This is a genomic window from Comamonas koreensis (assembly GCF_014076495.1).
GTDB lineage: Bacteria > Pseudomonadota > Gammaproteobacteria > Burkholderiales > Burkholderiaceae_C > Comamonas > Comamonas squillarum.
In genome coordinates, this window is the sequence record NZ_CP043575.1 from 3,310,128 (window position 1) to 3,322,735 (window position 12,608).

Sequence of the window (12,608 nt, forward strand, 5' to 3'; positions counted from 1 at the left end):
AGCGCGTACAGAACTATCGAATTTCAACACGGCGTCGCTAAAGGCCTTTCGCAAAACTGTCTGACGTAGAGCACACACTATCCCAGGCAGTCTGCTGTCTTCTCTTCTATGTCCACCGAATGCGCCCCACGTATTTGGCCTTAATGCTGTTCATTTAAGAGCACAACAGCCATCAAGGAACCAAACAGACAATGGACACATTTTGTCACCATCATTACAATAAGCAGACGAGTGACAACAAAGTTCAATACACGATCTCTGGGCACCTAGAAGCCTAGAATCTCGACCGCCAAGCGCGCCGCTTAGTCATACGGTTGCGCATCGCGTAGATATTCCAACAGAAAGTCATATTGTGAAGTTCCACGTTTCTTCAAACATGCCCGGGGGTAAGGGTATCCATGCAGCTGTGCTCCCCTCGGCAACCGGACTGCTCATTGCGTTTGCTGCGCTGTTGTCGTCATTCAACGTGCAGGCACAAGCGGCACTGCCCACGGTGTCATGCAGTTCGTCATCGGACGCTTTTAGCACTGGACATGACGCGTCAACCGGTGGCGCTTTGGCCCAAGGCGCCGCAGAGCCATCGTGGAAATTCGCGTTTGCAGGCAGGCCGGTCACCAACCCTTCGATCGCGTTGAGCGCAATACCTGAAGCCAGCTGGGGGCCCCTCACGGTCTATTGGACATCGCCCTGGAGCACGTCGCCCTACGCCAATGCCAATTGGGTTTCGCCAATGGGCTTTAGTGGTGCGGCCTCCCAACGCTGGGGCTATTACCGGTACCAGTTCAACCTGGACCCTGCGGTCAATCCGGCGGATCTGTCGGTGCAGTTGTCCTACCTGGTGGATGATGTCGCGACAGAGATCTATGTCAACGGCGTCGCCCAAAGCACTTACGCACCGGTCATCAGCCCGGGCTCGACATTTTCCACGCCACCCGTCTCGCGCACCTTGACGCAGGACTGGAAACCCGGCTTGAACGAAATCGTTTTTCAGGTTCTGGACTATGGCTGGGTGACCGGTTTGCTGGTGCAGGCTGAGCCCACGGCTGTGTGCAATCCCACGACGGTCGACATCACCAAAACCGCCAGTGCGAGCCAAGTCAACGTAGGCGGCACATTCAGCTACGACATTGTGCTGACCAACCAAGGCTCGCAAGATGCCACTGTTGCGCAACTGACAGACACCCCACCCGCTGATATCACCCTGAACGCATGGGCCTGCACGGCAGCCAATGGGGCGAGCTGCCCTGTCCCCAGCAGCGGCACCGGTCCTCTCAACCTCAGCAATCTGGCTTTGCCACCCGCCGCGACAGCAGGAGGGGCTGGCGGACAGCTGACGTTCACCCTCCAAGCCAGCGTTAACGCCAATGCAACGCCAGGCTCGCTGACGAACACGGTCCAAGCGACGCCAGACGCCGCAACCACACAGTGCTCTGCAGCGTCTGGGGGCGCGGCTGCCGCTCAATGCGCGGCATCGGCCAGCATCACCGTCGTCAAGCCTGTCACGCCCGAGCCGGCAGCGCCTACCCCTGTGCCCGCAGATGCTCCGTGGGCTTTGTTGGCCTTGGGCGGATTGCTGGCGGCCTTGGGAGCGCGCAAAGTGCGGTCTCAGGGTTCTGTGTAACGTCGGCACCTTCTTGCCCGTCACGCCCCTTCAGCCAACGCTGTGGGGGCGTTTCCGTTTCTTTCGCGAGCAGCAGCCCCGCAGATGAAGCACACGCTGCCTGTCCTCAATCTAACAGCACGTAAAGTCACAAACTGACACAAACAGGCAAACGCCAGCCACATGCATCGCAAATGATTCTGATTGCGAATTCATTTGCTCACCCAGCCAGCGTGATCGGCTCTGCGCCGCGTCCACGCCAGCCGGCTCCGCTCTGCATACCCTTGGCCCGCCCGGCAATGCCCGCGGCTGCGCCGCCTGCAGGCCGTCTTACCGCATCTGTTTGTTGTCATGTCCCATCCCGCTGCTTCATTCCCCCTTCTTCCCATTGCGCTGGCCGCAGGCCTGTGCCTGTCATCGGCCGCATTGGCGCAAAGCAACACGGAGCCCGGCACCACGCTGAACACGATCACCGTGACGGCGGCTGCGACGGCCACGGCCGTCAAGGATGCGCCGGCCAGCCTCACGGTGCTGACCGCAGAAGACATAGCGCGCGTGCCAGCCACGGATTTGAACGAGGTGCTGCGCCGCGTGCCGGGCCTCACGCAAGCCACCACGCCCGATGGCGACACCAGCATCCAGATCCGTGGCCTGCCCCAGCAGTACACCCTGATCCTGGTGGATGGCGTGCGCGTGGGCAGCTCCAGCGAGACCTTTGACCGCTACTCCCGCAATGAACTCAACTGGATTGCGCCCGAGGCGATCGAGCGCATCGAAGTGGTGCGCGGCCCCATGTCCTCGCTCTACGGCTCGGACGCAATGGGTGGCGTGATCAACATCATCACCAAAAAAGGCGGCGACACATGGGGCGGCCAGGTCTCGGCCGGTGCCGAGATCAATCCCGAATCCATCCGTGGCAATGACTACAGCGGTGGATTCAACATCAGCGGCCCGCTGGGCCATGGCTTCAAGCTGCAGCTCAATGGCCAGCAAACCTACCGCCAGGCAGACAGTGGCCTGGAAGACGGCACCACGGCCTTCCGCTGGGGCGGCGGGCGTGAAGGCGCCAAGCGCCAGTCCCTAGGTGCACGCCTGCATTGGGACATCAACGACCAGCACAAGCTGAGCCTGGATGTGCAGCGCGCCGAGTGGAAGACCCTGGGCGGCCCCTCGCCCTCCACCAGCAACCCCGGCGGCTTTGCAGCGGCTGCCACCACCCGTGGTCCATCGAACATGGAGCGCGAAAGCACCAGCCTGACCCACCAGGGCAAGTACAGCTTTGGCAGCTCCAAGCTCTCGCTCAGCCACAGCAAGTACAGCAACGAGACGACCGCCCCGCGCATTGAAAACGGCCAGTTGGTGCCCGTGCCCGGCGGCACTCCCACCCAGACCTACAGCACGCATTCGGTCTCGGAAGACCTGATCCTCGACGGCTCGGTGACCATGCCCTTCAAATGAGGCTTTGACCAGATGCTGACCGTGGGCGGGCAGTGGCAGCGCCAGGAGCTGGACAACCCGAACTCGGTGGGCTCAGTTGCCAATGAGGCGGGCGTGGTCGGCCTCAGCTTTAAGCAGGCCAAGTCGCAGGCGCTGTTTGTCGAAGACCAGATCTTTTTGCGCGACAACCTGACCTTGACACTGGGCCTGCGCGGTGACCGCCATGACGACTATGGCTCTCACGTGAGCCCGCGCGCCTACCTGGTCTACCACCCCAGCGCTGCCTGGACCTTGCGTGGCGGCTACTCCGAAGGTTTCCGCGCGCCCAACCTGCGCCAGTCGAACGAGAACTTTGTGAGCCAGTCGCAAGGCGCGGGCTGCGGCTTTGCCGGCTACACCGGCGGCGGTTGCAGCATCCGGGGCAACTCCGACCTCAAGCCCGAGACCTCGCAGAACTGGGAGTTTGGCGCCGCCTGGGAGCATGAAGGCTGGCAAGCGGGCCTGACCTTCTTCAACACCGATTTCAAGGACAAGATCGATTCGCAAGGCATTGGCTACTTGACGGGCGGCAGCAACTACTGGGCCCAGTATGTGAACGTCGACGCGGCCATCACGCGCGGGCTCGAAGCCAATCTGCGCGTGCCACTCAGCCGTACCATCACCTGGAACAACAGCCTGACCCATATGCTCAAGGCCGAGAACAAGACCACCGGTGTGGCGCTGACCACCGTCTCCAAATGGAGCGGCTCCTCGGTGCTGGACTGGCAGGTCAATACTGCCCTGGGCCTAAGCCTGGGCGCCGAGCTGGTGGGCAAGCAAATGGGCCTGGCCCAGCGCCTGGCCGACAACTCCAACTTTGGCGAGCAGCGCATCCAGAACAGCTATGTGCTGTACGACCTGGCTGCCAACTACCGCATCAACCAGGCGCTGCGCATCAACGCTGGCGTGAAGAACCTGTTTGACCGCCATGCCAGCGGCAACCGCGATGTGGGCAACAATTTCTACCTGCCCGGCCGCCGTTTCTTTGCAACCTTGACGGCCAGCTTCTAAGCCGGTTCAGGTTCCAAAATCCAGGCGCTGAGGGTCACATCTCAGCGCCTTTTTCCATGCGTAGCTCTGTCAGGGCTAGGCCGTTGCAAAGCCATGGCGCTTGGCCATCAGCACCACTGCCAGGCTCAGCAGCATCAGCAGGACTACCGCTGGCGAGAAGGCCGCCACGCCCCACTGGGCCAGCAATACGCCACCGGCCATGCCGCCCCCGGCAATCGCCAGGTTCCAAGACGTCACCAGCATCGACTGCGCCACATCGGCGGCTGGCCCGGCGCTCTTGGCCAAGGCCGTTTGCAGCAGCGGCGGCAGCCCACCAAAGCCCAGGCCCCAGACGGCCACGGCCAGATAAACGGCCGCAGGCTGCTCCATCGCGAGCGCCAGCAACACGGCGCCGAGCAGAAACAGCCCCGTGCTCGCCAGCGTCAGCGCACGCAGATGGCGGTCAATCAGCAGGCCGGTGATCCAGATGCCCATCACCGACATCAGCCCAAACACCAGCAGCACCCGGTCGATCTGTGCGCCCAGGTTGGCAGGGGCCAGCAAAGGCGCGATATAGGTGTAGAGCAGGTTGTGCGCCAGCACATAGGCCAAGACCACCAGCAGCACCGGCCGCACCCCAGGCAGGCGGAACACTTGGCCCAGCCCAAAGGACTGGCCGGCGGGCTGGCCGGCAAAATCGGGCAGGCGCAGCTGCACCCAGGCCATCAGCAGCAGCGCCAGCACACTCATGCTGCCAAAGCACAGGCGCCAGCCCAGGTGCTGCCCCATCCAGGTGCCCAGTGGCAGTCCCAACGACAGCGCCAGCGGCGCGCCCAGCATCGCCATCGCAATGGCGCGCCCGCTATGGTGTGGCGGCACCATGCGCGTGGCATAACCGGCCAGCAAGGCCCAGAGCAGACCTGCCGCCACCCCGGCAACAAAGCGGGCCAGCAAGGTGAGCGCGTAGCTGCCCGACACCGTGGTGATGCTGTTGGCCAGCACAAATCCTGCCAAGGCCGCCAGCAGCAAAGGCTTGCGGCGCATGCGCTGAGTGGCCGCCGTCAGCGGTATCGCCGCCACCAAGGAGCCGATCGCATACAGGCTGACCAGCTGCCCGGCCATCGCCTGCGACACCCCAAGCCCGGCACTGATCTGCGGCAGCAAACCGGCGGGCAAGGCCTCCGTCAGGATGGTGACAAAGCCCGCCAGTGCGAGCGCCAGCAGCGATGCGAGCGGCAGGCCGCCGCGCTGGGGTGGGCAGCTGGGTTCAAGATGGGGGGATGGATGAGAGGAAAGCGAAGAAGAATCTGCCATGGCACAACCGGAAAGTCCTGTACAAGCCCGCGCTGGCCAGCGGGCTGGCAGGCCTGGGGCGAATGAAAAACAATGAGCCGCCATGGTGCAAGGATTGCCTGTGCAAGACAATAATGCCGAGATTCAAAACATATCGGACAAATTGTCCGCAATCAACCAGCGACAGGAGCAACATCCACCATCGACGCATTGAGTGGTATCGCCGTCTTTGTGCAAGCGGCCGATGCACGCAGCTATTCGGCAGCCGGGCGCGTGCTGGGCGTTTCTGCATCGGCCGTGGGCAAAAGCATTTGCCGGCTGGAGACGCGCCTGGGCGTGCGGCTGTTCCACGCAGCACCCGCAGCATGACGTTGACAGCCGAAGGCGCGCTGTTCCTGGAGCGCTGTCGCCGCATTCTGTGCGAGGTCGAGGCCGCAGAGCTGGAGCTGTCCGAGACCTGGCAGTCCCCGCGCGGGCGCTTGCGGGTGAGCCTGCCGCAGGTCGATGCGCTGGTCATGCCTGCGCTCACGGCTTTTATGCAGCGCTACCCGGCCATTACCCTGGACCTGGATTTCAGCGACCGGCTGGTCGATGTGATCGAGGAAGGTTTTGATGTGGTGATGCGCACTGGAGAGGCCGCCGATTCGCGGCTGGTGTCGCGGGTGCTGGGCAGCTTTGCGCTGCAGCTGGTGGCCGCCCCCAGCTATCTCGCAGCGCGTGGCACGCCCCAGCAGCCGGCCAACCTGGCCACCCATGCCTGCCTGCAGCACCGCTTTCCCAGCAGCGGCAAGTTGGAGCCCTGGCCGCTGCGCGCCGACGCCGGCGCTGCCGCCTGGAGCTTGCCCACGTCCATGGTCTGCACCACCACATCGGCGCTGATGGAAGCGGCCATTGCGGGCCTGGGCATTACCTGCCTGCCGGACTTTATGGTGCGCGCTGCCATCGCACGCGGCCAGCTGGTGACTGTGCTGGACGCACAGGTGGTCCATGAAGGCAGCTTTCGGCTGCTCTGGTCATCGAGCAAACAGCTGGCACCGAGGCTGCGGGTGTTTATCGACTGCATGGCCGCATCCCTGCCACTGCGCGCGCCCGGCACCCCAGGCCACACCCCGGCTCCACTGGCTATACTGCCTGCTGCCCCTTCCCCACCCGACCGCGCAGCTTGAAAGGCAGACCATGGACGCATGCGAACAGCTCCAGCACGACGGCTATGTGCTGCTGCGCCAGGCCATCCCAGTCGCCTGGTTGCCGGGTTTGCGCGAGGCCTTTGATGCGGGCATCACCAGCCACTGGCCCGTGCCCCGGGGCTGGGATTGGCGCCATGCACTGGTCGATGACAACCCCCAGATACTCGCCGTGTGCCAGCTGCCGCAGCTATTGGCCGCTGCGGGTGTGCTGATTGGCGAGCGCTTTTTTCTGTCGCAGGTCGAAGGGCGCGAGCCCATTGGTGGTGGCGGCTACCAGCGCCTGCACCGTGACTTGTCCAACCAACGGCCGGGCGACACTGTGGGCGCGCTGGCCTTTTTGGATGACTTTGGGCCGGACAACGGCGCCACCCGCTTGATCCCGGCCAGCCACCGCCCCAACGCAGAAGAAGCTGCGCGCAGCGAGCATGACGAATCGCAGGCGATTCAGATCGCCGGCCAGGCCGGCGATATTCTGGTGTTTGATGTCGACTTGCTGCATGCCGCCAGCCTCAACCCCAGCGGCGCGCACCGCCGCAGCCTGCTGATCAACTATGCCGCCGAAGGGCTGTACGACGCGCACCAGCAAACCGCAGCGCTGCGCCAGGTGCGCATGGATACCAGCGCGCGCTACGCGCCTGGCGATTTTGTGCTGGCATCTGCCTGATGCCAGCTTGATACCCGCTTGGTGCCCGGCTGAACCCAGGCAGCGCGAGCCGCGTTAAAGCGGCGCGTCGCCTGTGCTGATCGGCTCGCCTTCTGCATCTTTCGCATCTTTGGCAATGTGCGGCGCATGCCAGCCCATCTTTTGCGAGATCGCCGCACTGGCGGTTTTCAGCAGTGTGCGGTAGTAATGCGGCGTATCTGCGCCGCAGCGCATGACCGGGAAAGACACCGACAGCGCAGCAATCACATGGCCAAAGCGGTCAAACACCGGCACCGCAATGCAGCGCAGGCCGGGCTCGGCCTCCTCGTCGTCCTCGGCCACCTCCTGCGCACGCACGCGGGGCAGGATGTCCATCACGGCATCGACGGAGCTCAAGGTGCGGGGCGTGAACAGCTTGAGCGGCTGCGACGACAGCAGCGCCCGCGCCTGCTCGGCCGGCATGAAGGCCAGCAGCACCTTGCCAATGGCAGTGCTGTGCAAGGGCTTGCGCCGGCCAATGCGCGACTGCATGCGCAGCCCAAAATCCGATTCGATCTTGTGGATGTAGATGATCGCGTCCTCATCGAGCGCGCCCAGGTGGATGGTCTCGCGGGTCAGCGCCCCCAGGCGGCGCATCTCCTCATCGGCCTCGCGCACCAGGTCGGTGTTCTCCAGCGCCTTGCCGCCTAGCTCAAACAGCCGCAAGGTGGCGCGGTACAGCTCGGACTCGCCATCCTGCGCCACATAGCCCAGCGCCTTCAAGGTTTGCAGCAGCCGGTGCACGGAGGACTTGGACAGCGCCAGCTGCTGGGCCAGCGCGGTCACGCTGACATCGCGCTGGTTGCCCAGGCATTCCAGAATGGCAAAGGCTTTCTCCACCGCGGCGACGGTGTCGGTCTTGTCCATGGCTGCGGGGCTCTCGCTCATCGGTCCGTCCTTCTGTGTTGGGCTGTGTGGATGGCCTCGATTATCGGGCCAGCCAGCCGCCATCGACGGCCAAGGTATGGCCATGCACATAGTCGGCCGCGCTGGAGGCCAGAAATACCGCCGCGCCACCCAGGTCCGCCGGCTGGCCCCAGCGGCCCGCGGGGATGCGCTGCAGGATCTCACCGGCGCGGCCTGCATCCTGGCGCAGTGCCTCGGTGTTGTTGGTCTCGATATAGCCTGGCGCGATCGCATTCACATGGATGCCCTTGCCGGCCCATTCATTGGCCATCAGCCGGGTCAAACCCAGCACACCGCTCTTGGCTGCTGTGTATGACGGCACACGCACCCCGCCCTGGAACGACAGCAGCGACGCGATATGGATGATCTTGCCGCCCTGCCACTGCGCGCCTTGCCGTGCGGCGCAGTCCAGCATATGGCGCGCCACAGCCTGCGACAGAAAGAACAGGCTTTTGAGGTTGGTGTTCATCACCGCATCCCAGTCCTCTTCCGTGAAGTCCAGCGCATCCGCACGGCGAATGATGCCAGCATTGTTCACCAGGATATCGACCTGCCCGCAGGCCGCCAGCACCTGGGCCAGCGCATCGCCTATGGCCGCCGTGTCAGACAGATCGGCCTGCACCGCGATAAAACGCCGGCCCAGCGCCTGCACCTGCGCTGCCGTCTGGCTGGCCTCACTGCGGTTGAGCGCCACGATATCGGCCCCCGCCTGCGCCAGCGCCACCGCAATGCCCGCACCGATGCCGGTATTGCAGCCAGTCACCAGCGCTACCCGCCCCTGCAGATCAAAAGGGTGGCGGGGGCTGGCGGGGGCAGCGACAGGCGCTGGGGCAAAGCATGAATCGGACATGGCTGGTGAATGCAATGGGTACAAAAGCGGCCCGCCAAAACGCGGGCTGACCGGGAGATATGGCAACCATTGGAACACATTTTTTGTTTTTCAGAACACTGTTCCGTAAATTTTTATGAATAGCAAAAAACAAAGGGTTTACCAGCTATTTTTTGAATTTAAATTTATGGAACACTGTCCCGGTTGCCACGATAGTCATCGGACAACACCTCTACAAGCGATAACAAACCACCACCAAAGTGTGAGGAGCGAGACATGGAAATCCAGAAAACCATTGAGCGTGTGCCCGGCGGGCTCATGCTGATTCCCCTGCTGCTGGGCGCCTGCGTGCACACCTTTGCAGCAGATGCCGGCAAGTACTTTGGCTCGTTCACCAACGGGCTGATGACCGGCACCGTGCCGATCCTCGCGGTCTGGTTCTTTTGCATGGGGGCGACGATCAACCTCAAGGCCACCGGCGTGGTGCTGAAAAAATCCGGCACCTTGGTGCTCACCAAGATCCTGGTCGCCTGGGTGGTGGCGATGGTGGCCACGCGCTTTTTACCGGCCGGCGGCATCCAGACGGGGCTGTTCACCGGCCTCTCGGTGCTCGCGCTGGTCACCGCGATGGACATGACCAATGGGGGGCTGTATGCCGCGCTGATGCAGCAATACGGCACGCAAGAGGAGGCCGGCGCCTTTGTGCTGACCTCCATCGAGTCGGGCCCACTGGTCAGCATGCTGATTCTGGGCGCCACCGGCGTCGCGGTTTTTGAGCCACGCTTGTTTGCCGGCGCGGTGCTGCCGTTTTTGATCGGCTTTGCGCTGGGCAACCTGGATGCGAACCTGCGCGAGTTCTTTGGCCGCTGCGTGCATCCGCTGATTCCGTTCTTCGGCTTTGCGCTGGGCTGCTCGATTGACCTGGGTGTCATCGCCAAGAGCGGCTTTACCGGTGTGTTTGTCGGCGTGGCCGTCATCATCGTCACCGGCATCCCGCTGATCCTGGCGGATAAGTACATTGGCGGCGGCAATGGCACTGCGGGGCTGGCCGCCTCGTCCACCGCTGGTGCAGCTGTTGCCAATCCGCAAATCATCGGCACCATGGTGCCCGAGCTCAAGTCCATGGCCGATTCGGCCACCGCCATCACCGCCACCGCCTGCCTGCTGACCGCCATTCTGGTGCCGATCCTCACGGCCATGTGGGCGCGCAAGTATGGACGCCGCCCGCAGGCATCGGTGGCAGCACCCACCCCGCCAACCAGCGCCGCTGGCAGCCCGCCCAAGCTGGCGCAGGACGGGCACTTCTAAGCGTACTCAGCTTTACCCCCTCGCCTGGCGCGCTAGTCCATAGCGCGCCCAGGCATCTTTCACAGGACTGACTCCATGACCCATTCTTCCGTCTCCACCGGCCGCCTGGCAGGCAAGGTGGCCCTGGTGACCGCAGCGGCGCAAGGCATTGGCCGCGCCAGCGCCGAGCGCCTGGCAGCCGAAGGTGCGCGCGTAATTGCCACCGACTTGCATATCGGCCCGCTGGCAGGCTCGGGCCTCGATGCGCGCCAGCTCGATGTGCGCGACAGCGCCCAGATCCAGACACTGGCCGAAGTGCTCGGCCCCATAGACATCCTCTTTAACTGCGCAGGCTTTGTGCATGCCGGCAGCGTGCTCGAATGCAGCGAAGAGGACTGGGACTTTGCCTTTGACCTGAATGTCAAAGCCATGTACCGCAGCATCCGCGCCTTTTTGCCGGGCATGCTGCAGCGCGGCCGGGGCAGCATCATCAATATGTCCTCGGCCGCCTCCAGCATCAAGGGCGTGCCCAACCGCTTTGCCTACAGTGCGTCGAAGGCAGCCGTCATCGGCATGACGAAGTCCATCGCTGCCGATTACTGCACCCGGGGCGTGCGCTGCAATGCCATCTGCCCGGGCACCGTCGATTCGCCATCGCTCGGCCAGCGCATCGCCACCCAGGCAGCGCACGATGGCCTGTCGGTTGACGCGGTGCGCGCCGCCTTTGTGGCCCGCCAGCCCATGGGCCGCGTCGGCAAGCCCGAGGAGATTGCCGCGCTGGTGGCCTATCTGGCCTCGGACGAGGCGGCCTTTACCACCGGCCAGGCCCATGTGATTGATGGCGGCTGGTCCAACTAAAACCCGCCAGCCCCCACTTTTACCGCTGCGCGACAGCAGCCCTAGCTGCAGGCACCTAGACTGGCGCCTGCATGCAATTTGATCCATTGGAGATGACATGAAATTACTGCGTTACGGCCCGGTGGGCCAGGAAAAGCCCGGCCTGCTCGACAGCAGAAACACCTTGCGCGACCTCTCGGGGGTGCTCAGCGATATAGAAGGTGCACACCTGGGCGACGCCGCGCTGGCCCGCCTGCGCGCGATCGACCCGGCCACGCTGCCAGCAGTGCCTGGCCAGCCGCGCGTCGGCCCTTGCGTGGCAAGGGTGGGCAAGTTCATCTGCATCGGCCTCAACTACGCCGACCATGCCGCTGAATCGGGAGCCGCCATCCCGACCGAACCCGTGATCTTCAACAAATGGACCAGTGCCATCTGCGGCCCCAACGATGCTGTCGAAATCCCCCGTGGATCCAGCAAGACCGACTGGGAAGTCGAGCTGGGCGTGGTCATCGGCAAGGCCGCCAAGTACATCACCGAAGCGCAGGCACTGGAGCATGTGGCCGGCTACTGCGTGGTCAACGATGTGTCCGAGCGCGAATGGCAGATCGAGCGCGGCGGCACCTGGGACAAGGGCAAGGGCTTTGACACCTTTGGCCCCATCGGCCCCTGGCTGGTGACGCGCGATGAAGTGCCGGACCCGCAAAACCTGTCGATGTGGTTGGATGTGGATGGCAAGCGTTTTCAGAACGGCAACACCAAGACGATGATCTTCAGCGTCGCGCAGATCGTCGCCTACGTCAGCCAGTGCATGAGCCTGCAGCCGGGCGACATCATCTCGACCGGCACGCCGCCCGGCGTGGGCCTGGGCATCAAGCCAAACCCTGTCTACCTGAAAGCTGGCCAGACGATGCGCCTGGGTATTGAAGGCTTGGGAGAGCAGCAGCAAACCACCGTCAACGCCTGATGACGCGCAGCACCCGGCGCCAGCGCGGCAACGGGTGCTTACAGATGGAAAAATCGTAGCTGCCATCGCCATAGATTTACACCATCAAAACAGCCACTAGAGCTGATGTACAAAGCAACCATTGCTCATCTTTTGATACAGAATTTTCCGCTAAGCTGCCAGCATCCACCACAACTCCACCCCCCTGCCATGAACCGTTTGTTGACCCCTTTGCTCACTGCGCTGGCACTGTCCTGCCTGGCCGATGCCAGCTGGGCCCACGGTGGCGGCCACCGCCACCACCACCGCAAGGAACACAAGGAGCAGTTCTGGGACGGCAACTGCAAGGTGGAGCGCAAGTGGAAGCGCAATGGCGAATACAAGGAAAAGCGCCGCTGCCATGACCGCCCAGCCGCCTATTACGCACCCGCGCCGCAGCCCGTCTATGCCGCCCCGGTGCTGGTGGCGCCCCGCCCGCCCGAGGCCATTGTCATCAGCCCGCAGATCGTCATCCGCCCCTGATCGGCTTGCGCTCGCACTCCTGCCCATCCCTCTTTGCGGGCTGTCAGACACCTGTT

General features: G+C 63.5%; 11 protein-coding genes and 1 pseudogene. 9 read left to right on the plus strand and 3 right to left on the minus strand.

The window, feature by feature from the left end:
- Positions 1–352 precede the first annotated feature (352 nt).
- The 3 genes from F0Q04_RS15010 to F0Q04_RS15020 all read left to right on the plus strand — a co-directional run bounded on the left by F0Q04_RS15010 (position 353) and on the right by F0Q04_RS15020 (position 4,087).
- Positions 353–1,621 (plus strand): DUF11 domain-containing protein, encoded by a 1,269-nt coding sequence (locus F0Q04_RS15010; protein ID WP_182341732.1) that lies wholly within the window; start codon positions 353–355, stop codon positions 1,619–1,621.
- A 330-nt stretch (positions 1,622–1,951) separates the two neighbouring features.
- Positions 1,952–3,058 (plus strand): TonB-dependent receptor plug domain-containing protein, encoded by a 1,107-nt coding sequence (locus F0Q04_RS15015; protein WP_182341735.1) that lies wholly within the window; start codon positions 1,952–1,954, stop codon positions 3,056–3,058.
- A gap of 12 nt (positions 3,059–3,070) precedes the next feature.
- Positions 3,071–4,087 (plus strand): TonB-dependent receptor domain-containing protein, encoded by a 1,017-nt coding sequence (locus F0Q04_RS15020; protein WP_182341738.1) that lies wholly within the window; start codon positions 3,071–3,073, stop codon positions 4,085–4,087.
- Between the two features lie 75 nt (positions 4,088–4,162).
- Here F0Q04_RS15020 and F0Q04_RS15025 read toward each other — a convergent pair whose 3' ends face one another.
- Entirely contained in the window at positions 4,163–5,380 is a 1,218-nt protein-coding gene (locus F0Q04_RS15025) for an MFS transporter (protein ID WP_182341741.1), read from the minus strand.
- Positions 5,381–5,560: 180 nt separating this feature from the next.
- Here F0Q04_RS15025 and F0Q04_RS15030 point away from each other — a divergent pair.
- Positions 5,561–6,525: pseudogene (locus F0Q04_RS15030) on the plus strand (LysR family transcriptional regulator).
- Between the two features lie 10 nt (positions 6,526–6,535).
- The gene (locus F0Q04_RS15035) at positions 6,536–7,210 is read left to right on the plus strand and encodes a phytanoyl-CoA dioxygenase family protein (protein WP_182341746.1); all 675 of its coding nucleotides are present in this window, start codon (positions 6,536–6,538) and stop codon (positions 7,208–7,210) included.
- Positions 7,211–7,264: 54 nt separating this feature from the next.
- Here the strand turns inward: F0Q04_RS15035 and kdgR are convergent, their stop codons facing one another.
- Both kdgR and kduD read right to left on the minus strand, forming a co-directional pair.
- On the minus strand, positions 7,265–8,116 hold the full coding sequence (gene kdgR / locus F0Q04_RS15040) for a DNA-binding transcriptional regulator KdgR (protein ID WP_232539359.1): 852 nt from the start codon (positions 8,114–8,116) through the stop codon (positions 7,265–7,267).
- Positions 8,117–8,156: 40 nt separating this feature from the next.
- Positions 8,157–8,984 (minus strand): 2-dehydro-3-deoxy-D-gluconate 5-dehydrogenase KduD, encoded by an 828-nt coding sequence (gene kduD / locus F0Q04_RS15045; RefSeq protein ID WP_182341749.1) that lies wholly within the window; start codon positions 8,982–8,984, stop codon positions 8,157–8,159.
- 255 nt (positions 8,985–9,239) lie between these two features.
- Between kduD and kdgT the strand changes: the two genes are divergently transcribed.
- The 4 genes from kdgT to F0Q04_RS15065 all read left to right on the plus strand — a co-directional run bounded on the left by kdgT (position 9,240) and on the right by F0Q04_RS15065 (position 12,552).
- A complete protein-coding gene (gene kdgT / locus F0Q04_RS15050; protein WP_116924035.1) occupies positions 9,240–10,271 on the plus strand; it encodes a 2-keto-3-deoxygluconate transporter in 1,032 nt (343 codons plus the stop codon).
- Positions 10,272–10,346: 75 nt separating this feature from the next.
- Positions 10,347–11,108 carry an SDR family oxidoreductase gene (locus F0Q04_RS15055; protein ID WP_021025908.1) on the plus strand — a complete coding sequence of 254 codons (762 nt, stop codon included), beginning with the start codon at positions 10,347–10,349 and terminating at the stop codon, positions 11,106–11,108.
- A gap of 97 nt (positions 11,109–11,205) precedes the next feature.
- Positions 11,206–12,051, plus strand: a complete 846-nt coding sequence (locus tag F0Q04_RS15060; RefSeq protein WP_182341753.1) for an ureidoglycolate lyase — start codon at positions 11,206–11,208, stop codon at positions 12,049–12,051.
- Positions 12,052–12,240: 189 nt separating this feature from the next.
- A complete protein-coding gene (locus tag F0Q04_RS15065) occupies positions 12,241–12,552 on the plus strand; it encodes a hypothetical protein (protein ID WP_182341756.1) in 312 nt (103 codons plus the stop codon).
- Positions 12,553–12,608: the final 56 nt, after the last annotated feature.

Coding starts and splice junctions, on each gene's coding strand:
- F0Q04_RS15015 (WP_182341735.1), top strand. CDS start 1,952: ATGTCCCATCCCGCTGCTTCATTCCCCCTTCTTCCCATTGCGCTGGCC.
- F0Q04_RS15020 (WP_182341738.1), top strand. CDS start 3,071: ATGCTGACCGTGGGCGGGCAGTGGCAGCGCCAGGAGCTGGACAACCCG.
- F0Q04_RS15025 (WP_182341741.1), bottom strand. CDS start 5,380: ATGGCAGATTCTTCTTCGCTTTCCTCTCATCCATCCCCCCATCTTGAA.
- F0Q04_RS15035 (WP_182341746.1), top strand. CDS start 6,536: ATGGACGCATGCGAACAGCTCCAGCACGACGGCTATGTGCTGCTGCGC.
- kdgR (WP_232539359.1), bottom strand. CDS start 8,116: ATGAGCGAGAGCCCCGCAGCCATGGACAAGACCGACACCGTCGCCGCG.
- kduD (WP_182341749.1), bottom strand. CDS start 8,984: ATGTCCGATTCATGCTTTGCCCCAGCGCCTGTCGCTGCCCCCGCCAGC.
- kdgT (WP_116924035.1), top strand. CDS start 9,240: ATGGAAATCCAGAAAACCATTGAGCGTGTGCCCGGCGGGCTCATGCTG.
- F0Q04_RS15055 (WP_021025908.1), top strand. CDS start 10,347: ATGACCCATTCTTCCGTCTCCACCGGCCGCCTGGCAGGCAAGGTGGCC.
- F0Q04_RS15060 (WP_182341753.1), top strand. CDS start 11,206: ATGAAATTACTGCGTTACGGCCCGGTGGGCCAGGAAAAGCCCGGCCTG.
- F0Q04_RS15065 (WP_182341756.1), top strand. CDS start 12,241: ATGAACCGTTTGTTGACCCCTTTGCTCACTGCGCTGGCACTGTCCTGC.